Genomic DNA, 20712 nt, shown 5'->3' on the forward strand with positions numbered 1-20712 from the left:
AAATCCCAGGCAACAAAAAACCGTGCCCGGATCGCTCCGGAGCACGGTTTTTTTTGCTGCGTCTTACTTGTTAACAGCGTCGGTCAGGCCTTTGGCCACAACCAGCTTGATAACTTTCTTGGCAGCGATTTCGATGGCAGCGCCAGTCGAAGGGTTACGGCCAGTACGGGCAGGACGCTCGGTCACTTTCAGTTTGCCAACGCCTGGCAGAGTGATTTCGCCGCCGTTTTCCAGCTGGTCAGCAACAACTTGGCTCAGTTGGTCCAGCAGTGCGCGCACGGTGGTTTTCGGTGCGTCTACTGCTTCAGCCAGGTCAGCGATCAGTTGGTCTTTAGTAATAGCCATTGTGGTGTTCCTTCCCTATCAAATTCATATGGATTGCAGAGTGCAGTGTCAGCCGTCGAGCCCGACCGTCATGGCCTGGCACCCCCGGCTATAACCACGGAGATCGGGGTTATAGATGCTTGAAACGGGGATTGGTTCGACCTGACAGATGCTGAATGCACGCTTATCGCCGAGACTTGGCGTAAGACGGGGCAAAACTAGCACAGAGACGGGGAAATATCCGCTTCTACCTACCCATTTGGTCAGCTTTATCGCTCTAAACCGTGAAAAAAAGGCATATGCCTCGTCGGAGAGCATCCAAAATGCCCTTCGACGCGTGTCTTGACCAATGGGTGCGGTACACTGGGCGACTTTTCGGGGAGGCCGACCGCTCCCCTTCAACCAGCCGAGAAGCCCATGCCGATCCGTCATTGCATCGTCCACCTGATCGACAAAAAACCCGACGGCACACCCGCAGTTCTCCACGCCCGCGACTCCGAGCTTGCCGAGTCGGCTGCCATCGAGAACATGCTTGCCGACCTCAACGAGAGCTACAACGCCAAACAAGGCAAGGCCTGGGGTTTCTTCCATGCCGAATCCGGCGCGCACCCGTTCAGCGGCTGGTTGAAGGAATATTTCGAGGGTGGCCAGGATTTCACCACGTTCAGCCGCACCGCCGTCGAACATCTGCAAAAACTGATGGAAGAGTCCAACCTCTCCACCGGTGGCCACGTGCTGTTTGCCCACTACCAGCAAGGCATGACCGACTACCTCGCCATCGCCCTGCTGCACCACAGTGAAGGCGTGGCGGTGACCGACGAGCTGGACGTCACCCCGTCGCGCCACCTGGACCTGGGCCAGTTGCACCTGGCAGCGCGTATCAACGTGTCCGAGTGGCAGAACAACAAGCAGTCCAAGCAGTACATCTCGTTTATCAAAGGCAAGAACGGCAAGAAGGTCTCGGAATACTTCCGCGACTTCATCGGCTGCCAGGAAGGCGTCGACGGCCCAGGCGAGACGCGTACCCTGCTCAAGGCCTTCAGCGACTTCGTCGAAAGCGAAGACCTGCCGGACGAATCCGCCCGCGAAAAAACCAAGACCCTGGTGGATTACGCCAGCAGCCAGGCCAAGCTCGGCGAGCCCATGGGCCTTGAAGAGCTGTCGGGCCTGATCGATGAGGATCGGCCCAAGGCGTTCTACGACCATATCCGCAACAAGGACTACGGCCTGTCGCCGGAAATCCCGGCGGATAAACGCACCCTCAACCAGTTCCGCCGCTTCACCGGGCGCGCCGAGGGCTTGTCCATCAGCTTTGAAGCACACTTGCTGGGCGACAAGATCGAGTACGACGAGGCCGCCGGCACCTTGATCATCAAGGGCCTGCCGACCCAACTGACCGACCAGCTCAAGCGCCGCAACTGATGCTCGGCGGGGTCCTCAAGAAAGTCCTGCTGGTATTACTGGTGGTGGTAGTTATCCAGAACTGGGGCAAGGTCGAGCGGCTGTTCAACCCTTCCCAGGTGGTGCCGGAGCAGACGCGAGCCTCGGCGCGGGTGGTGCTGTATGCCACCGAGTGGTGCGGCTACTGCAAGCAGATCCGCCGCTTCCTCGACCAGAAGGGCATTCCGTACCAGGCCGTCGATATCGAGAAGGACGCCAAGGCGCGCAAGGCATATGAAGCGCTGGGCGGTGGCGGGATTCCGTTTGTGGACGTGAACGGCACGCTGATTCGCGACTACAACCCTGACGCGATCATGGCCGCGCTGAAGTAATCAGCGCACCACGATTACCCGCCCCAACAGACTATGCTGCTCGAACCCCAGCACCGCTTGCAAGGCGTTGAGTACCGCCTGCGGGTCCTTGCTCGGGAAGCTGCCGCTGACACGCCTGGCACCCATCGCTTCGTTGAGCAGCAGGATGCGGCCAGGGTAGTAACGCCCCAAGTCCTTGACCACCTCCGCCAGCGGTGCCTTGTAGTAGTTGAGCCAGCCATCCCGCCAGGCCAGGCGGGATTCGCTGTCGACCGCGTGCAGGGGATCGGCGCTGCCATCGGCGTAGGCCACTTGCTGGCCCGCCGTCAGAATTTGCTGCTGGCCCTGTTTCGACGCGGTCACGCCCACCCGTCCCGACAACACCGTCACCTCGGCCCCCGCCGGTTGCAGGCGTACTTCGAACTGTGTCCCCAGCACCCGCGCTTCACCGCCGCCCGCCTCGACCACAAAGGACTCGCCGGTATGGGTGACGCTGAAAAAACCTGCACCGCGGCGCAATTGGATATGTCGCTCACCGTGACTGAAGTCCACTGCAATGGCGCTGTCCGCATCCAGCGTGACCTTGGATTGATCGACCAGAGTGACGGTTTTCACTTCTCCCGGTGCGCTCACGTAATCGGCGCCGAAGTCATCGATCCACCGCGAAGGCTGCCAACCGGCGCCCATGGACACCATCAACACCAGGCACGCCGCCATGGCTAATGCGCCGGACCAGCGCACCACCCGCGAGCGCCTAGGGGTGTTCATCGCATTGAGGTAGCCCTGCAACGCCAGCGCGTCTTCATCCGCCAGTTGGCGTGCCGGCACTTCGCTCAACTCCCAGAGCACCTGGGCCTGGGCATAGGCTTCGACGTGCGCAGGATCTGCCCTTAGCCAGCGACTGAACGTGGCCTGGTCGCCACTGCTGGGCTGGTCGTGCAACAGGCTCAGCCAGGCCAGTGCGGCTTGTTCCTGGTCAGGCGTGGGGGTCGGATTCACGGTGCTTTCCCTGGCGTGCGCGATGGCGATGGTTCGCGAAGGCTGGCTTTGCAGGCTTCGAGGGCACGCATCATATGTTTTTCCACGGCGCTTTGGGACAGGCCCATGGCCTTGGCGATTTGCGCGTACTTGCGCCCATGAATGCGGTTGAGCAGGAAGATCTGCCGGGTGCGCTCCGGCAGGCTGCGCAGGGCGGCTTCGACATGCCGCAGGTCGTTGCCCGCCTCGAGCGCCGCCTGGGGTTCGGAGCCCTGGTTATCCTGCTGCTCCGGCAGCCAACCTTCACTGCTGCGCACCCGCGCGCCTTCGCTGCGCAGGTGGTCGATGGCGATATTGCCGGCGCAGCGCAACAGGTAGGTGCTGAGTTCTTCGACCTGCACCAATGGCCGACGCCAAAACCGCAGGAACAGGTCCTGCACCAGGTCGGCCGCCGTGGCGCGGCACCCGACACGTCGGCTCACCAACGCTTCCATCTGCGAACGCTGGGACAGGAACACCTGCAGGAAATGCGCACGCCCACCCGCCGCGTCAGCCTGCGGGCTGTCCTGGGAATCGGGTGGGGTGCTGATCATCATGGCCGCGGCTCAGAACGTTGCGAAGGCGGCAACAGGGCTGGCCAGCAGGCCGACGCCTGCCAGGAGCAAGGCCAGCCTTGGCCGATACGGCAACAACAGCACCAGCAACAGGGCGCTGAGCATCAACACCGCGCACCACTCCACCAGGCCCTGGCCCCAACCGGCGACAGCCACGGCGGGCCAGATCGAGACGGTCAGCAGCAGCCAACCGATGACGCGCAAAGCAAGACGCCGCCGAGGCGATGGCTTGCTGTGCAGCAGTTCGCCGTGGTGACGGTCGGTGGACAGGCACAAGGCGGCGAACCCGGCGTAACACATCAGCAGCGCGAGAAGCATTCAGTTCGCCTCCGGCTTGAGCTGCAGCGGCCGCGCCCGTTCGGTCTTGGCCTGCGGGGCCTTGCGGTGCTGCATCTTCCAGGCTGCCCAGGCGAGGAACACGCCGCTGGCCAGGCAGGTCAGGTCGAAGCCGGCCATGGCCCAGTCGCCCGTCGCCAGTGAAGCGCCCAAATGCTGCGATGTGGTCAGGGCATTGAGCAACGGGATTGCGGCAAACAGCAGTGCTGCGAAGCTCAATTGCTCAACCCAACCCTGGCGGCCCCGGCGCAGGATCCCGTGCAACAGGCTCAGGCCCCAGGCGATAAAGAAGGCCTGCACTTCCCAATCGGAGCGCTCGGCAAAGCCCACCGGCAATAAACGGTTGGCCCAGAAGAAGGCTGAAATGGCGATCAACAGCCCGGACATGCTGGCGATGTTCAGCACTTCTACCAACCGCAGTTCAAACGGCATCACGCCGCTTTTTGCATGTTTGAGTTGCCGCTTGCCGAGCCAGATCACCAGCCCCGTGCCGATCATCGCCGTGCCCGCCAGGCCGCAGATAAAGTACAACCAGCGCAGCACCGGACCGGCGAAATGGCCCATGTGCAGGCCATAGAAGCTGCCGCCGATCGCCGCCGGCAGCGATTGTTCAGCGCTGACCCGCAACAACTCGCCGGTGTTGCCGTTGAACGACACGGTACTGCCGAAGTCATGCACCACGCGGTCGGAACTGGCACGGGACAGGTTCACCGAAGCGTTTACATCACTCGGGTTGTTCACCGCCAACCGCCCGACATGCCCACCCGCCCACTGCGCCCTCGCCTGCTCGTACATCGGCAGCAATGACAGCAGTCGGCCAGGCTGACCCAACGCCGGCGCATTATTGGTGGCGGGGAACACGTCATTGAAGAAGGCCCGGGTGTCGTTGCCATAGGAAGCCACGATCGGCGCCGGCATCACCATGCTCATGAAAATCACCAGGCTGCTGTAGGTGATCATCAGGTGAAACGGCAGCACCAGCACACCCACCGCGTTATGCCCGTCGAGCCAGGAACGCTGGCCTTTGCGGGGGCGGAAGGTGAAGAAGTCCTTGAAGATTTTCTTGTGGGTGATGATGCCCGTGATCAACGCCACGAACATCACCATCGCTGCAATGGTCGACAGCCAGCGGCCCCACGGGTAAGGCATTTGCAGCTGGAAGTGGAAACGGTAGAAGAAATCCCCGCCCATGCTTTCCCGGGCCTGTACGGCTTGACCGCTCACGGGGTCGAGGGTTTTCTGAATGAAATTGCCGCGTTTGCCGGGGTCGACTTTGTCTTGCCACATCACAGACAGGCCAGGGTCGCGGCTATCCGGCAAGGTGATGAACCAGCGTGCGGCCGTGGGTGCGACCTTCTGCAGGTAGTCCTGGGCGACACTCAGACTGCGCGCGTCATCCAGGGGATGGGCCTGTACTTCGGGTTGCATCCAGTGAGTGATCTCATCCTTGAAATAGGCCAGGGTGCCCGTCAGGAAAATCGCAAACAGCAGCCAGCCAAAGATCAGCCCGGCCCAGGTGTGCAACCAGGCCATGGCCTGGCGAAAGCCCTCTTTCATGTGCGTACCATCCACAAGCCCACGCCTGCCAGGGTGGCAAACGCCGCACTCGGCAGCATCACGCCGCACCACGCGCGCCATGCCGTACGACAGGCGAAGCACCAGAGCACTGCCAACAGGTAGAACACGAACGAACTCATCATCCCGGTGATCACCGCATCGGCGCGGGACGTTGGCATCCACAGTGCCAGGCAGATGCTCGCCAGGGACGCCATCAGGTAACCGCCGACCACAGCGGCGAGCACCCGCGATGTGACGGCTAGGCGATAGGAGGCGGGCAGTGAGGTTTTGCTTTTCATGCGGGAAGCGCCAGGGTCATCAGCGCGCAATATTAATGATAAATATTCTCATAAGCAAAACAGAACGGATGAAACACCTGCCTTCACGCATTGCCGAACGGTTGGCGGCGCCCTACAATGCGAACAATTCTTGTTCTCTAAAGCATGCCCATGCTTGTGGAGTGTTTGCGTTGCAGCCGTCCAACCCTGTCGAAGTGCTCTACAACGACCATCACCACTGGCTCACCGGCTGGTTGCGACGCAAGCTCGGCTGCCCGGAAAGTGCGGCAGACCTGGCGCAGGACACCTTCATCCGGGTCCTGACCGCACGGGAGGCGCCGACGCTGATCGAGCCCCGTGCGTTCCTCACCACGGTCGCCAAGCGCGTGTTGTTCAACTTCTACCGCCGCCAGGACCTGGAACGCGCCTACCTCGACGCCTTGGCGCAGATGCCTGAGCAGGTAGCGCCATCAGAAGAAGAGCGCGCGATCATCCTGCAAACCCTGCTGGAGCTGGACCAGTTGCTCGATGGCTTGCCCACCCAGGTCAAACGCACGTTCCTGCTGGCCCAACTCGACGGCCTGACGTATGCGCAGATCGGCGCCGAACTGGGCATCTCCATCGCCACCGTCAAACGCCACCTGCATAAAGCCGCCCTGCGCTGCTATTTCGCCCTATGAATGTCTCGACCCAGGTTGCCGAACAGGCCGTGCACTGGCTGATGGAAATGCAGCAAGGCGCGCTCACCCCACGCCAGCAGGCGGCCTGGCAACACTGGCTGAATGCCCATAGCGAACATCAGCGCGCCTGGGACCATATCCAGCGCGTCAACCAGCGCCTGCGCGGCATGCCGTCGCCCCTGGCTCACGCGGCACTGAACGCGCCGACCGCCACCAGCCGGCGCCAGGCGCTGAAGTTGTTGCTGATCCTCGGCGCCGGTTCGGCCGCCGCCTGGAGCCTGCGCCAGCAGCATATCCTGCCGCCGTTGAGCGCCGATTATCGCAGCCCCGTCGGCCAACGGCGCAAGGTGCAATTGGCCGACGGCAGCCAGTTGCAACTCAATACCGGCAGCGCCGTGGATGTGCACTTCGACGGCCGGCAACGGCTGATCCGCCTGCTCGAAGGCGAGATCCTGCTCACCGCCAATGCCGGCAGCATGCCGCTGCAGGTGTTGACCGGCCAGGGCCTGCTCAGCAGCCAGGCGGCGCGCCTGAATGTGCGCCAGTTCAACGACCACACCCAACTGGCGGTCTTCGACGGCCGCGTCGAGGTGATGCCCAACGCCTACAGCGGCCTGCCCCTGACGGTCGACGCGGCGCGCCAGGTCAATTTCACCCGTAAAGGCTGGGACACCCCGCGACCTACCGACGCCAACAGCGGCGCCTGGGCCGACGGCATGCTGGTGGCCGCGCATATGCGCCTGGAGGACTTTCTCGCCGAACTGGGCCGCTACCGCCGTGGCCAGCTCCATTGCGATGCGCAGGTCGCCAACCTGCTGCTGTCCGGCAGCTACCCGCTGGACGACAGCGAACGCATCCTCGACCTGCTGGAGGTCAGCCTGCCGGTCAAGGTGCGGCGTTTTACCCGCTATTGGGTAAGCGTCCAGGCCCGCGCATAAATTATTTTCAGCCACCGTGAGCCGTTTTCCGCACCTCGCGTGACAGAGAAGGAAAGCCACCTTGATCCTTCCTTCTCAGGACCGCCCTTCATGCCCCAGCAACCCACCCTTCTCGCCCGCACCTTGCGCCAACTGCTGCTGGGCGCCAGCCTCAGCCTGACCGTACTGCCTTGCGTGATGGCGGCCGATGCCAAGCCGTATCACATCGCCCCAAGCTCGCTGGAAGCAGCCCTGAACCAGTTTGGCCGTGAAGCCGGCGTGTTGATTTCCTTCGGTTCCGAAGTCACGGCGGGCATGCAGAGCCGTGGTTTGTCCGGCAGCTACAGCGCCGCCGAAGGCCTGCAGAAGCTGCTGGAAGGTACCGGCCTGCAAGCCCGCGCCGAAGGCGACAACGCCTACAGCCTGCAACCGGCAACGGCGCCGGCGGCTGTCGAGTTGGCGACCTCCAGCGTGGTCGGCGACTGGCTCGGCGATGCGGCACAAACCAATGTCTTCGAACACCCCGGCGCCCGTGACGTGATCCGCCGCGAAGCATTCGAACGCCAGGGCGCCACCCAGGCCAAGGACGTGCTCAACCGCATCCCCGGCGTCAACGCCCCGGACAATAACGGCACCGGCAGCCACGATATGGCGCTGAACTTCGGCATTCGCGGTCTCAACCCGCGCCTGGCCTCGCGCTCAACGGTGCTGATGGACGGCATCCCTGTGCCCTTCGCGCCGTACGGCCAGCCGCAGCTGTCCTTCGCGCCGATCAGCATGGGCAACATGGACGCCGTGGACGTGGTGCGTGGCGGCGGCGCGGTGCGCTACGGCCCGCAGAACGTCGGCGGCGTGGTCAACTTCGTGACCCGCGCGATCCCGGATGCACCCACAGTCAAAGGTGGCTTGCAGACCGAAACCAGCCCGTCTTCCAGCCATGACGGCTTCAAGACTACCGGCAACCTGCTGGCCGGCGGCACTGCCGAGAATGGCCTGGGCGGCGCGATTTTGTATTCCGGCACCCGTGGCGGCGACTGGCGCGAAAACAGCAACACGCGCATCGACGACCTGATCCTCAAAGGCAAATACCAGCTCGACGACGCCAACAGCTTCAACGCCATGGCGCAGTACTACGAAGGCCAGGCCGATATGCCTGGGGGCTTGAACGTCGCGGACTACAAGGCCGATCCGTATCAGTCCACCCGCCCCTACGACAAATTCTGGGGCCGCCGTACGATGTTCAACGTCGGCTATCGCTACGAGCAGGACCGCCGCGAATTCACCGTCAACAGCTTCTTCACCAAGACCCTGCGCAGCGGCTACCTGGATCAGGGCACCTTCCTGTCGCTGTCCCCGCGCGAGTATTGGGTGCGTGGCGTGGAAACCCGTTTCGCCCAGGGCTTTGACCTCGGCCCGAGCAGCCATGAAGTGGGCGTCGGCTACCGCTACATCAACGAAGCCGGCCACGAGTTGCGCTACCGCACGCCGATTTCCGCCAACAACCAGCAAATCCCCAGCACCGACAGCCGCAACGACCGCGACACCCGCGGCGGCACCGAAGCCAATGCGTTCTTCGTCGATGACCGGATTGATATCGGCAAATGGACCATCACCCCGGGCATCCGCTACGAGATGATCGAGTCCCAGCAGAGCAACAACCTGACCAACGTCAAATACAAAGGCGACTACAACACCGCGCTGCCGGCGTTGAACGTGCTCTACCACCTGACCGACGACTGGAACCTGTACGCCAACACCGAAGGTTCATTCGGCAGCGTGCAGTACAGCCAGATGCCCAACCGTGTGACCAGCGGTGAAGTGAAACCGGAAAAAGCCCGCACCTGGGAACTGGGTACCCGCTATGACGACGGCACCTTGCGCGCAGAGATCGGCGCGTTCCTGATCAACTTCGACAACCAGTATGAAAGCAACCAGACCAACGACTCGGTGATCGCCCGCGGCGAAACGCGCCACCAGGGTATTGAAACCAGCGTCAACTACGCCCTCGATGGCTTGAGCCCGGCGCTGGCCGGTTTCGATGTGTACGCTACCTACGCCTACGTCGACGCCACCATCCGCGAAGACGGCCCGAACAAAGGCAACCGCGTGCCCTTCTCGTCCAAGCACAAGGGCACCCTCGGCGTGGGTTACACCGAAGGGCGCTGGAAACTCAATGTGGACAGCAGCTATCAGAGCAGCCAGTTCGCCGACAACGCCAACACCCAGGCAGAAAGTGCTGACGGCGCCAACGGTCGAATCCCCGGCTACATGCTGTTCAGCAGCCGCGCAGCCTATGACTTCGGCCCGCAACTGTCGGATCTGAATGTGGCGGTCGGCGTGAAGAACATCTTCAACACGCAGTACTTCACCCGCTCGTTCGACGACAACAACAAGGGCAAATACGTGGGTGAGCCGCGTACGCTGTACGTGCAGACCTCCATCGCGTTCTAACTGCCCGCCAGGCAACTGGGGGTAGCGGCGACCAGTGCGTCGATTGCACAACGGGTCTTGGCCGGCATATGCACGGCTGTCGGCCAGATCACATGGATCGGCGCGGGTTGCTCGCGATAGCCGGGCAACACCGCGACCAGTTGCCCACGCAGCACATAGTGCGCAATCAACCAACTCGGCAACCAGGCCAGGCCGACGCCCGCGATGGCGGCATCGGCCACGGCCTGGAGGTCGTCCATCATCAACGGCGAGGCCACGGGATTGCGCTGCGAGGTCGTGCTGCGATAGGCGATGCCGCGATGGCCGGCAAGGTCTTCGATGCATTCAATCGGCCCGACGCGCTGCAAGTACGCCGGTGACGCCGCCAGCCCAACGGCCTGTTCGCCCAGGCGACGTGCACTGAGGCGGTCGGTGTCGGGCAGCGGGCCGATCCGCACGGCGACGTCGAAGCCTTCCTGTGCCAGGTCCACCAGACGATCGGCGAAGCTGATCTCGATCTCCAGTTCCGGATAGCGCGCCATCAACCCCCACAATGCCGGGGCTGCGTAGTGATGCCCGAAGGCCAGTGGCAAGCTCGCCCGCAAACGACCGCGTGGCTGTTGCCGGCCGCTTTCCAGCACCGATTCGGCCGCCTCGAGTTCCGCCAACGCGCGCAGGCAATGTTCGTAGTAGGCCTGGCCGTCCTCGGTCAGCCGCTGGCGGCGGGTGGAACGCTGCAACAGGCATGTGCCCAGGCGTGCTTCCAATCGTGCCAGGCCCTTGCCGACCGCAGAGCGGGTGAGGTTCAGCCGTTCGGCGGCCTCGGTCAGGTTGCCGCTTTCGACGATGTGCAGAAACAGCTCAACGCCATCAAAACGCGGTGTCGTCATGGCTCGATTGTCGCCCCAAATTCCCTTATTAGCGGAAAACTTATCACGAATAACGAAACAGATTCCCCTGAAAATAACGCGACACTTCATCCACAGGAGAATCCCATGCCACCCGCCGCCACGCTAACCACCGCCAGCCCCCCGCGTACCGCCAGGAATGGGCTGGCCCTCACGGCCGTGTGCCTCGTCGCCCTGATGTTCGGCCTGGAGATTTCCAGCGTGCCGGTGATCCTGCCGACACTCGAGCGAGAGTTGGGCACGGGCTTCCAGGACGCCCAGTGGATCATGAACGCCTACACCCTGGCCTGCACGAGCGTGCTGATGGCGGCGGGCACGTTGGCGGATCGCTTTGGCCGTCGCCGCATGCTGGTGCTGTGCCTCTGGGTGTTTGGCCTGGCTTCACTGGCCTGCGGGCTGGCCGAGGATTCTTCGCTGCTGATCACGGCGCGGTTTATCCAGGGCATCGGTGCCGGGGCGATGATGATTTGCCAATTCGCCATCCTCTCGCACCTGTTCCGCGAACCGGCAGCACGGGCACGGGCGTTTGCGATATGGGGCGTGATTGCCGGCGTGGGCCTGGGCTTCGGGCCGATGATCGGCGCATTGATCCTGGCGGTGGCGGATTGGCGTTGGGTGTTCCTCGTGCATGTGCCGCTCACCCTGTTCACCCTGGCGCTGCTGCGCATCAGCGTGCAGGAATCCCGCGATCCGGCCGCCCATCGCCTGGACATCGCCGGCATGCTCACCTTGACCCTGTCGGTGTTTGCCCTGGTGTACTTCATCACCCAAGGCACCGAGCACGGTTTCGGCACACCGGCCATGCTCGGTTGGGCGGCGTTGTCGGGGCTCGGCCTGCTGCTGTTCATCACGGTCGAGCTCCGCAGTGCGCACCCGATGTTCGACTTCTCGGTGTTCCGCATCCAGCGTTTCAACGGTGCGTTGATGGGTTCGATCGGCATGAACTTCAGCTTCTGGCCGTTCATGATCTACCTGCCGTTGTACTTTCAGGCGGGCCTGGGTTACGACACCTTGACCACCGGCGCCGCGCTGCTCGCCTATACCCTGCCGACCTTGCTGGTACCGCCGCTGGCCGAGCGCCTGGCCCTGCGCTATGGCGCCGAACGCATCATCCCCCTCGGCCTGGGCCTGATGGGCGCGGGCTTTCTGGCCATGGCCACCGTCAACGGCGCCGAGCACCCACGTATCGGGCTGGTGCTGCTCAGTTGCGTGATCGCCGGCGCAGGCCTGGCGCTGACCAACTCGCCCACCACCAATACCACCACCGGCTCGGTATCGGCCGACCGCGCGGGCATGGCCTCCGGCATCGACCTCAGTGCGCGGCTGATCACCCTGGCGCTCAACATTGCCCTTATGGGCCTGGTGCTGTTGCTGGGGATCAGCCATCAGTTGGCCGAGATGCTGCCCGCCACCACGGCAATGGAGTGGCCGGCCATCAGCCAGAACATTGCCGCAGGAAAGTTGGAGTCGATGGGGCTGGCAGCCAACGATGCCCAGGCGGCACTGCGCCACGGCGCCGGTTGGGCGATGCTGTTTGCCGGGTTGGGGGCTGGGGGGCTGGCGCTGTTGAGCCGGTATTTTTTCCGACGCGGCGCCTGAACGAAAACGGGCCTGCAGATGCAGGCCCGTTTGCAGGGGGTGAAAAGAACGTCAGCCGTTGATGACCGCGTTTTCGTTTTCCAGGAATTCCTGTTCCAGCGCGTCTTCGTTCACTTTGTTGATGGGCTGGTTTTTCGCGGCAGCGCGGGGCTTGCCTTGCAGTCGACCAAACAGATGTTCCAATGCGTGATCCAGCTTGGTGGCCGCGCTGTCAATCGCTTGTTCCAGGGTATCGCCCTTGGCGGACACCGACAGCGGTTGATGGCCTTTTGGCCGCGCTTCCAGGCGGCAACTTAAATCGTGGGGACCGGGCTTGTCGCCGTTCTCATCCCGCAGGTAGACCTCCACTCGGGTCAGGTCTTCTTCATAACGTTCGAGCGTGCTCTCAATGGTAGTACGTACCCACTCCTCCAGTCGGATGCTGCTTTCAATATGGTTATCGCTATTGACTTGGATTTGCATAGTTCTTCCCTTATTTCAGCTAGCTCGCGAGAGGTCACAAACTGCAACACCGGGGTGGTGAAACCATGACCTCTTGATTACACAATTGAGCAGCCAGAGAAACATTTCAACCCCTTTGCAAAGATAAATCCTACATTACAAATTAACCCTGACGACGAGCAGAAACGCTGTTAGGGTGGGGAGTTAGTTACATCTTCTTACGCCCCGCGATCCTCACAATTGCCCCTCCCCCAGCGGGTGCAAGGCGCGAAAAACTCCTGCTTCCTCCACCAGCCAGTCATGCACCGCGCGCACGCCCGGATGGTTCAGGGCGCCCGGCGCATACAGCAGCACATAACGTTTGTGGTTGGGCACCGCGAGGCCGAACGGCACGATCAAGGTGCCGCGTTCCAGCTCATCATTGAGCAAGGTCCGTCGCGCAATCGCTACGCCCATGCCGGCGATGGCGGCTTCGATGGTCAAGTGGTTGCGGTTGAAGGTGTGGCCACGGCGTACATCGGCGACGTGATAGCCGATGGCATTCAGGTAGAACTCCCACTCCGCATACTCGTAACTCCCACGCCAGGCGGTAATGTCATGCAGCAGCGGGAAATGCACGAGATCGGCCGGACCGTGCAAGGGCGGTCGACCCCGCAACAGGCTGGGGGCGCAGACCGGGAAAATCTGCTCATCCAGCAGGGCTGTGGATAACAGGCCAGGGTAGCTGCCGTCATTGAGGTCGATGGCCAGGTCAAAGTCGCCTTCGTGCAGGGCGATGCTGCTGTCCTCGGCGACCATGCGCAGTTGGATATCCGGGAAGCGCTGCTGCAAGCGCGGTAGGCGTGGGGTCAGCCACTTGCCGAGAAATGATGGAATCGAGCGCAGGCGAAGCGTGCCGCTGATCATTCCCGCATCCAACCGCTGCAACTCGGCGTCGATGCTGCCGTAGGCCTCCCCCACCGTTGCCGCCAGGCGCTGGCCCTCGGCACTCAGCTCCACCCCCCGTGCCCGTCGATGAAACAGCCGAAACCCGAGGCGCTCCTCCAACTGGCGGATTTGCTGGCTCACCGCCCCCGGCGTGATGTGCAGTTCTTCGGCGCAGCGGGTGAACGACAGATGCCGGGCAGCGCAGGAAAAAACGTGCAACCAGACGTAAGTCTGGCCATGGAGAGGGCGAGCCATAGGGTTTAGTCCTGCTAAAGAGTGTCTTAGGATAATTCGTTGGTCAGTGCCGATCCAGAGGCTCAGTATCACGCCAATTGCGCTCGTCCTACAAACCATGGCAGCGATTCCTACTCCATTGCTTGTAAGGCTTTAGCATGGCTATCAGTGTTTTCGATCTATTCAAGGTGGGCATCGGCCCTTCCAGCTCCCATACCGTCGGCCCCATGCGCGCGGCGGCGACCTTCGCCCAGGCCCTGAGCGACCAGCACTTGCTGAGTGAAACGCGCCGTGTCGAAGTGCGCCTGTATGGTTCGCTGTCCGCCACTGGTGTCGGCCACGCCACCGACCGCGCCTGCGTCATGGGTTTGATGGGCGAATGGCCGGATCAGGTCGATCCCACTTCGATCAACACGCGAATCCAACAGCTGCGCGAGTCCGGACAGTTGTTGCTGGCCGGTCAACAGGAAATTGCCTTCAACTGGCACAGCGACCTCCTGCTGCTGGACGAAAGCCTGCCCTACCACCCCAACGCCATGTCCCTGCACGCCTACGGCGACCACGGCCTGCTCAGCGAGCAGACCTATTATTCGGTGGGTGGCGGTTTCATCATCGAAGCCGCTGAAGCGGATTCGGGCATCGCGCCGGCCAGCGATGTGCAATTACCCTACGACTTCTCCAGCGCCGTCGAGCTGCTGGCCCTGTGCAACCAGCACGGCCTGCGGGTTTCCGAATTGATGATGGCCAACGAACGCGCCTGGCGCAGCGAAGAACAGATCCGCAGCGGCCTGCTGCATATCTGGTCGGTGATGCGCGAATGTGTGGAACAAGGCTTACGCGATGAAGGCATCCTGCCCGGTGGCCTGGACGTGCCACGGCGTGCTGCGAAATTGCACCGCAGCCTGTTGGAAATCGGCAAACCCAATGTAATCACCTCGACCTTGTCGGCCATGGAATGGGTCAACCTGTTCGCCCTCGCCGTCAACGAAGAAAATGCCGCAGGCGGGCGCATGGTCACGGCGCCGACCAATGGCGCAGCGGGGATCATCCCGGCGGTACTGCATTACTACATGAAGTTCAATGCCGACGCGTCTGACGACGACGTGGTCAATTTCTTCCTGGCCGCCGCAGCCGTCGGCATTCTGTGTAAGAAAAACGCCTCGATCTCAGGTGCCGAAGTCGGCTGCCAGGGCGAAGTCGGTTCAGCCTGCGCCATGGCCGCCGCCGGCTTGGCCGACATCCTCGGCGCCACCCCCGAGCAACTGGAAAACGCCGCCGAAATCGGCCTGGAACACAACCTCGGCCTGACCTGCGACCCGGTCGGCGGCCTGGTGCAGGTGCCGTGCATCGAGCGCAATGCCATCGCCGCGGTCAAGGCCATCAACGCCACGCAAATGGCCCTGCGCGGTGACGGCAAGCACTTCATTTCCCTCGACCGGGTGATCCGCACCATGCGCGATACCGGCGCCGACATGCACGACAAATACAAAGAAACTTCACGGGGCGGCCTGGCGGTCAGCTGGGTGGAGTGCTGATCGGAGCACTTCGTCCCGCCCCAACGTGAGCCCGCGCAAAAATAATAACGAGGCAATAACGATGACCGATGTACGTACACCTGCGGCTGAAAATCCTGCTTTAGACACTACCGTTACCACTGGCTGGACCCAACACGACACCACGTGGATGCTCGGCCTCTACGGCACCGCCATCGGCGCCGGCACCTTGTTCCTGCCGATCAATGCCGGCGTCGGCGGCTTCTGGCCGTTGATCGTGCTGGCGCTGCTGGCCTTCCCGATGACCTTCTTTGCCCACCGTGGTCTGACGCGCTTTGTGCTGTCAGGCAAATCCGGCGACATCACCGAAGTCGTCGAAGAACACTTCGGCGTCGGTGCGGGCAAGCTGATCACCCTGCTGTATTTTTTTGCGATCTTCCCGATCCTGCTGGTGTACAGCGTGGCACTGACCAACACCCTGGGCAGCTTTATGGAGCACCAACTGCACCTGGCGCCGCCGCCCCGGGCGATCCTGTCGCTGGTACTGATCCTCGGCCTGATGGCCATTGTGCGCTGCGGCCAGGGTGTGATCGTCAAGGCCATGAGCGTGCTGGTCTATCCGTTCGTCGCCGCCTTGCTGTTGCTGGCACTCAGCCTGATCCCCAACTGGAACGGCGCCTTCTTCGCCTCCGCCAGCGAGGGCATGCCCCTGCCAGTGTTTTTCAACACGCTATGGCTGGCGATCCCGGTGATGGTGTTCTCGTTCAACCACTCGCCGATCATCTCCGCCTTCGCCGTCGACCAGAAGCGCGTGTACGGCCCGCTGGCCGAACGCAAAAGCAGCGGCATCCTCGCCACGGCCCACGGCATGATGGTGCTGACGGTGATGTTCTTCTGCTTCAGCTGCGTGCTGGCCCTGTCGCCGGCTGACCTGGCGGCGGCCAAGGCGCAGAACATTTCGATCCTGTCGTACCTGGCCAACCACTTCCAGACGCCGGTGATCGCTTACGCCGCGCCGTTGATCGCGCTGGTGGCGATTACCAAGTCCTTCCTCGGCCACTACATCGGCGCCAGCGAAGGCTTCCAGGGGCTGATCGTCAAATCCCTGCGCGGGCGTGACCGTTCGATGTCGTCCAAATGGCTGGAACGCTGCACCGCGCTGTTCATGGTGCTGACCTGCTGGGCCGTGGCCACCTTCAACCCGAGCATCCTGGGCATGATCGAAACCCTGGGCGGGCCGATCATCGCCTGCCTGCTGTTCCTGATGCCGATGTACGCCATCCATCGCGTGCCAGCTTTACGCCAGTATTCGGGCCAGGTGTCGAATGTGTTTGTGGTGCTGATCGGGCTGATTGCGCTTTCTGCGATCGTTTTTTCCGTGTTGCCCTGAAACGGATCACCAACCTCAATAACAACATAGAACCCATGTGGGAGAGGGCTTGCTCCCGGTAGCGGGGCATCAGTCAATGAATACTTGGCTGATGCACCGCTACCGGGAGCAAGCCCTCTCCCACACAAGGAGCTCATTGTTTGGCAGATCGCTGTACGGCACGCCCTTTGCTGTACAGCTCATGAGGTAAACGGAATTTATACCACCTCAGCGACGGAGTGGCCGGTGGTCAGGCAACGCGAACTAATCACGACACCGGTCGTCAATGACTGCATGTTCTTATCAGGCGGTAACGCACCATGGACAATCCTTTTCAGATCATCACCGACACCTTCACCCCAAAGTACCGCGTCAACCTGAGCATCCAACGGCTCGACGGCAGCATCATGCTCACCCTCTCGGACGAGACGGGCGTAGTGGCCAAACGCATGATCAGCGCCGAACAACGCAACGACCCGCAACGGCTCAAACGCCTGGTGCAAAGCATTCAATTCGGCATCGCCATCGAGCAGGGCCACAGCGCCATGGAGATCCTGGCGGTGATGACGGACGGCGACAGCCACAAATTGTTGCAGCGGCCGCCGACCCGCGCCCTGCCCTTCAGCGTCGGGCTTTAAAGCTCACCCTTCTCGGTCTCCAGGCTCGCCTCGCCCTTGCGACGCGGGCCTTCGACCTTCACCGACGGGAACGCCGACGACGCGTAGCGCACCACCAGAATCGCAAACGCCAGCAGCAGAATCCCGCCGCACAGGTAGATGATGCCGAGGTCGGGTGGATTGTGGTGGGACACGTTGGAGATCAACAGACGCGTCAGCGCGGTGATCGCCACGTAGATCAGGAAGCGCACCGGCATGTGGTTGGTCTTGAAATAAATCCCGACCATCGCGCCCAATTCCAGGTAGATGAACAGCAGCAGGATGTCATCGATCTTGATGTGCCCGTTCTCCAGCATCCCCAGGAATTCCATCACCGCTGCCCAGGCGGTCACCGCACCGATGGCGAACAACGCCAGGTAGTGGAACGACTCGACAAACAGGTTACCCAGGGACTCGGCCAGCCCATGGACTTGATGGCGCAGCTTTTCGGCCCAATTAAATTTCACGATGGTGCTTCCTTAGGTCGGTTCGACCGGATAATGCGGGTTGGACGTGACGGTTGTTCTGCATGCAGAAAAAAGGCCAGAGGCGGGTATAAGATGATGGCGGGGTGACATGAGGCACGCCTGACCTGTATTTACGGGCTACATTAAAAAACTGCTACCCAAACCCCACGGTTTGGCTTACCCTTTTAGCTGTATATAAATACAGTAGTCGCAAAAGACAACTATCGTGAAGGCATGTGAGGTGGTGAATGGCCGTCGAAGTGGTATACCGCAGCAGCCGAGATCTGGAGCGTTTGTTCATGGATAAAGCCGAAGCTGACCGTCATGACAAGATGCTTGAACTCGCTGAGTTGCTCGCAGAAGTGTTGCAAAAAGCCGTGCCGTCCCTGAGCGAGCAGCAGGTAGAGGAAGCCGGGATCTACATGGCGAAGAATCGCGATGTGTTTGCCAAGGCGTTCAAGAGCCAGCCGGACGCGTTGTCCGAGTTGCTGAACGCACCGGCGGAATAAAGCCCTAATTGAACAGGCCCTGAGTCCATGATTCAGGGCCTTTTTAATGCCTGGCCTATTTGTAGAGCAGGCGCTCGGCCAGCTCGTCCGCGACCCGTGCGGGTGAGCGTTTTTCGGCCTGGGCGTGGGCGAAGATTTCCGTCAGGCGCGTGCCGATGTTGGACAGGTGCGCGGTGATGGTCGGCAGTTCGGCACCGCTGTGCTTGAGGGCGACGTAGATCAGGCCGCCGGAGTTGATCACATAGTCCGGGGCGTAGAGGATGCCGCGGCCTTCGAGTTGGTCGGCCACTTGCAGGTTGGTCAGTTGCGCACTGGCGGAACCGGCGACGGCGGCGCAGCGTAGCTGGCCGACGCTCTGGCGGTTGAACACGGCGCCCAGGCCGCAGGGCGCGAGGATGTCGCACGGGGTGCTGAGCAAGGCGTCGTTGGCGATGGGGTGCGCGCCGAGCTGTTCCATGGCCAGCTGCACCTTGCCGTGGTCGATGTCGCTGACCAGCAGTTCGGCGCCGGCGGCGTGCAGTTGTTCGGCCAGGGCGAAGCCCACGTTGCCCAGGCCCTGGATGGCCACGCGCAAGCCTTCGAGGTTGTCGCTGCCCAGGCGGGCCATGGCGGTGGTGCGGATACCGGCGAACACGCCCATGGCGGCATGGGGCGAAGGGTCGCCGGCGGCGGTGGTGCTGGTAACGAAGCGAGTGTGCTGGGCGATGCAGTCCATGTCGGCGACCGAGGTGCCGCTGTCGGTGGCGGTGATGTAGCGACCGTCGAGTTGCTCGATGCAACGACCGAAGGCTTCAAACAATGCCGCGCGGTTTTCCACATGGGCGGGGCGCAGGATCACCGCCGTCCCGCCACCCACCGGCAACCCGGCCAGGGCGGCCTTGTAGCTCATGCCTTGGGCCAGGCGCGCAGCGTCCGCCACGGCGCTTTCATCGTCGGGGTAGGCAAGGTAACGACAACCACCCAGGGCAGGGCCCAGGCGGCTGTTATGGATGGCTATGACCGCCTTCAACCCCGTCACCGGGTCGATGCTCAGGTGCAGCGATTCAAGGCGGGTGCTGTGCATGAGAGCAAACATCGTCGAGCTCCCGAATCACTTCTTGTGTCGCCAAGTATAGGCTTGCGGCAGAAAACTGCCGAAGTGCGCTGGAATAAGTCGTCCGGTTTTGTAGGTCTTGTGACATAAGCGGATAGGATATTTCTTAAGCCACTGGACGAAAATTCCCAGCAAGGCTAAAACGGGGGCATTCGCCGGAGAATGCAATGAATCCCCGTCACGCTTTTTTCGCCTGCCTGGAACGTTCGCCCCCCGCGCTGTTTGAAGCCGCGCTGTGGATGGCTGCCGAGCATGACCCGGCGGTGCAACCGGTGGTGATCATGCAGGACCTGAAATTGCTCGAGCAACAGGTCAGCCTGGGCATGCCCCTGCTGCCAGCGGACGAACTGGGCCAGCCCTTGCTACGACGCATGAATGACCTCGGCTTCGCCCAGGATGACTTCACCCCGCTGCGCCCCGCCGCCGCCCTGCTGGACAAGGTGTTGCAACGCAAACGCGGGCAGCCCCTGGCCATGGGGTTGATTGCCATGGAGCTGGCGCGACGCCTGGGCATTCCCATGGTCGGCGTCAACTTCCCCGGCCACTTCCTGTTGCGGGTGCCCGGTGCCGATCACTTGCTGGACCCTTGCGGCGGGCGACGCCTGTACCCCAACGACTGCCGCGAGCTGCTGCAACGCCAGTATGGTCCCAACCTCAAGTTGCAAGCCGATCACCTGCACACCGCCGAACCCCGTTCGATCCTGCAACGGTTGTCCCGCAACCTGCGCCAGTTGCACCTGGCCAATGACAACCCCCTGGCCGCGCTGATCGACGCCGAACGCGTGCTGGAACTGGGCAATGCCAGCGCTGCCGATTACCTCGCGCGGGCCAGCCTGTATCAACGCCTGGATTGCCCCAACGCCGAGCGCTTCGACCTGGAACACGCGTTGATGCTCAGCGAAGACCCGATCCAACGCCTGCGCCTGACTGAACGCCTGGGGCACCTGCCGCCCAATTCCGTGGTGCATTGAACCCACTGCTCTCAAGCGCCTATTTCCCTGTGGCAAGCGGGCTTATGTGGTGAGCGGCCTTCTGTGGTGAGCGGGCTTGCCCCGCGTTGGAGTGCGAAGCGCTCCCACGATTTTTGGGGCCGCTACGCAGCCCAGCGCGGGGCATGCCCGCTCACCACAGTGATCCTGCTCGATGTAGAT

The 20712-nt window shown here is 62.2% G+C and carries 22 protein-coding genes; 11 read left to right on the plus strand and 11 right to left on the minus strand.

The window, feature by feature from the left end; genetic code table 11:
* Positions 1-63: 63 nt before the first annotated feature.
* On the minus strand, positions 64-345 hold the full coding sequence (locus AC07OT_RS04985) for an HU family DNA-binding protein (RefSeq protein ID WP_003188840.1): 282 nt from the start codon (positions 343-345) through the stop codon (positions 64-66).
* 396 nt (positions 346-741) lie between these two features.
* Here AC07OT_RS04985 and yejK point away from each other — a divergent pair, with 396 nt between their 5' ends.
* Positions 742-1746 (plus strand): nucleoid-associated protein YejK, encoded by a 1005-nt coding sequence (gene yejK, locus AC07OT_RS04990; protein WP_012722392.1) that lies wholly within the window; start codon positions 742-744, stop codon positions 1744-1746.
* The gene (locus AC07OT_RS04995) at positions 1746-2096 is read left to right on the plus strand and encodes a glutaredoxin family protein (RefSeq protein WP_368962136.1); all 351 of its coding nucleotides are present in this window, start codon (positions 1746-1748) and stop codon (positions 2094-2096) included. Before yejK ends, AC07OT_RS04995 begins: the two co-directional genes overlap by 1 nt.
* Here the strand turns inward: AC07OT_RS04995 and AC07OT_RS05000 are convergent, their stop codons facing one another.
* Genes AC07OT_RS05000 through AC07OT_RS05020 form a run of 5 tightly spaced genes read right to left on the minus strand, consistent with a single transcriptional unit; the run spans position 2097 to position 5859 of the window.
* The gene (locus AC07OT_RS05000; protein ID WP_495107611.1) at positions 2097-3074 is read right to left on the minus strand and encodes a FecR family protein; all 978 of its coding nucleotides are present in this window, start codon (positions 3072-3074) and stop codon (positions 2097-2099) included. It lies immediately after the preceding gene.
* A complete protein-coding gene (locus tag AC07OT_RS05005; protein WP_027604674.1) occupies positions 3071-3649 on the minus strand; it encodes an RNA polymerase sigma factor in 579 nt (192 codons plus the stop codon). The genes AC07OT_RS05000 and AC07OT_RS05005 overlap by 4 nt, the downstream gene beginning before the upstream one ends.
* A gap of 9 nt (positions 3650-3658) precedes the next feature.
* Positions 3659-3985 (minus strand): DUF3325 domain-containing protein, encoded by a 327-nt coding sequence (locus tag AC07OT_RS05010; RefSeq protein WP_495107612.1) that lies wholly within the window; start codon positions 3983-3985, stop codon positions 3659-3661.
* Complete coding sequence (locus AC07OT_RS05015; RefSeq protein ID WP_495107613.1) at positions 3986-5560, minus strand: PepSY-associated TM helix domain-containing protein; 1575 nt, start codon at positions 5558-5560, stop codon at positions 3986-3988. It lies immediately after the preceding gene.
* Complete coding sequence (locus AC07OT_RS05020; protein ID WP_115487669.1) at positions 5557-5859, minus strand: DUF3649 domain-containing protein; 303 nt, start codon at positions 5857-5859, stop codon at positions 5557-5559. Before AC07OT_RS05020 ends, AC07OT_RS05015 begins: the two co-directional genes overlap by 4 nt.
* 170 nt (positions 5860-6029) lie before the next feature.
* Here AC07OT_RS05020 and AC07OT_RS05025 point away from each other — a divergent pair, with 170 nt between their 5' ends.
* From AC07OT_RS05025 to fecA, 3 genes are all read left to right on the plus strand, one after another.
* A complete protein-coding gene (locus AC07OT_RS05025; protein ID WP_495107614.1) occupies positions 6030-6518 on the plus strand; it encodes a sigma-70 family RNA polymerase sigma factor in 489 nt (162 codons plus the stop codon).
* On the plus strand, positions 6515-7456 hold the full coding sequence (locus AC07OT_RS05030; protein ID WP_495107615.1) for a FecR domain-containing protein: 942 nt from the start codon (positions 6515-6517) through the stop codon (positions 7454-7456). Before AC07OT_RS05025 ends, AC07OT_RS05030 begins: the two co-directional genes overlap by 4 nt.
* A gap of 90 nt (positions 7457-7546) precedes the next feature.
* Positions 7547-9886 carry a TonB-dependent Fe(3+) dicitrate receptor FecA gene (fecA, locus tag AC07OT_RS05035; RefSeq protein WP_495107616.1) on the plus strand — a complete coding sequence of 780 codons (2340 nt, stop codon included), beginning with the start codon at positions 7547-7549 and terminating at the stop codon, positions 9884-9886.
* Here fecA and AC07OT_RS05040 read toward each other — a convergent pair.
* Positions 9883-10755 carry a LysR family transcriptional regulator gene (locus AC07OT_RS05040; RefSeq protein WP_027604681.1) on the minus strand — a complete coding sequence of 291 codons (873 nt, stop codon included), beginning with the start codon at positions 10753-10755 and terminating at the stop codon, positions 9883-9885. The two genes, fecA and AC07OT_RS05040, sit on opposite strands and share 4 nt — an antisense overlap.
* Before the next feature lie 105 nt (positions 10756-10860).
* On the opposite strand from AC07OT_RS05040, the gene AC07OT_RS05045 reads away from it, so the two are divergent.
* A complete protein-coding gene (locus tag AC07OT_RS05045; protein ID WP_495107617.1) occupies positions 10861-12372 on the plus strand; it encodes an MFS transporter in 1512 nt (503 codons plus the stop codon).
* 51 nt (positions 12373-12423) lie between these two features.
* On the opposite strand, the gene AC07OT_RS05050 is transcribed toward AC07OT_RS05045, so the two are convergent.
* Both AC07OT_RS05050 and AC07OT_RS05055 read right to left on the minus strand, forming a co-directional pair.
* Positions 12424-12834 carry an HPF/RaiA family ribosome-associated protein gene (locus AC07OT_RS05050; protein WP_027604683.1) on the minus strand — a complete coding sequence of 137 codons (411 nt, stop codon included), beginning with the start codon at positions 12832-12834 and terminating at the stop codon, positions 12424-12426.
* A gap of 213 nt (positions 12835-13047) precedes the next feature.
* A complete protein-coding gene (locus tag AC07OT_RS05055; RefSeq protein WP_495107618.1) occupies positions 13048-13995 on the minus strand; it encodes a LysR substrate-binding domain-containing protein in 948 nt (315 codons plus the stop codon).
* Between the two features lie 137 nt (positions 13996-14132).
* Here AC07OT_RS05055 and AC07OT_RS05060 point away from each other — a divergent pair, with 137 nt between their 5' ends.
* The 3 genes from AC07OT_RS05060 to AC07OT_RS05070 all read left to right on the plus strand — a co-directional run bounded on the left by AC07OT_RS05060 (position 14133) and on the right by AC07OT_RS05070 (position 17474).
* Complete coding sequence (locus AC07OT_RS05060; RefSeq protein WP_495107619.1) at positions 14133-15509, plus strand: L-serine ammonia-lyase; 1377 nt, start codon at positions 14133-14135, stop codon at positions 15507-15509.
* Between the two features lie 61 nt (positions 15510-15570).
* The gene (locus AC07OT_RS05065) at positions 15571-16857 is read left to right on the plus strand and encodes a serine/threonine transporter (protein WP_027604686.1); all 1287 of its coding nucleotides are present in this window, start codon (positions 15571-15573) and stop codon (positions 16855-16857) included.
* Positions 16858-17156: 299 nt separating this feature from the next.
* Complete coding sequence (locus AC07OT_RS05070; RefSeq protein ID WP_065938619.1) at positions 17157-17474, plus strand: DUF3509 domain-containing protein; 318 nt, start codon at positions 17157-17159, stop codon at positions 17472-17474.
* Here the strand turns inward: AC07OT_RS05070 and AC07OT_RS05075 are convergent.
* Positions 17471-17959, minus strand: a complete 489-nt coding sequence (locus AC07OT_RS05075) for a phosphate-starvation-inducible protein PsiE (protein WP_027604688.1) — start codon at positions 17957-17959, stop codon at positions 17471-17473. The genes AC07OT_RS05070 and AC07OT_RS05075 overlap by 4 nt on opposite strands.
* Positions 17960-18207: 248 nt before the next feature.
* Between AC07OT_RS05075 and AC07OT_RS05080 the strand changes: the two genes are divergently transcribed.
* Positions 18208-18468 (plus strand): YebG family protein, encoded by a 261-nt coding sequence (locus AC07OT_RS05080; protein WP_012722374.1) that lies wholly within the window; start codon positions 18208-18210, stop codon positions 18466-18468.
* Between the two features lie 55 nt (positions 18469-18523).
* On the opposite strand, the gene AC07OT_RS05085 is transcribed toward AC07OT_RS05080, so the two are convergent.
* Complete coding sequence (locus AC07OT_RS05085) at positions 18524-19543, minus strand: Leu/Phe/Val dehydrogenase (protein ID WP_027604689.1); 1020 nt, start codon at positions 19541-19543, stop codon at positions 18524-18526.
* A 185-nt stretch (positions 19544-19728) separates the two neighbouring features.
* Here AC07OT_RS05085 and AC07OT_RS05090 point away from each other — a divergent pair, with 185 nt between their 5' ends.
* Complete coding sequence (locus tag AC07OT_RS05090) at positions 19729-20532, plus strand: SirB1 family protein (RefSeq protein ID WP_495107620.1); 804 nt, start codon at positions 19729-19731, stop codon at positions 20530-20532.
* Positions 20533-20712 lie beyond the last annotated feature (180 nt).

It is taken from the genome of Pseudomonas sp. GW821-FHT09C10 (assembly GCF_059418085.1).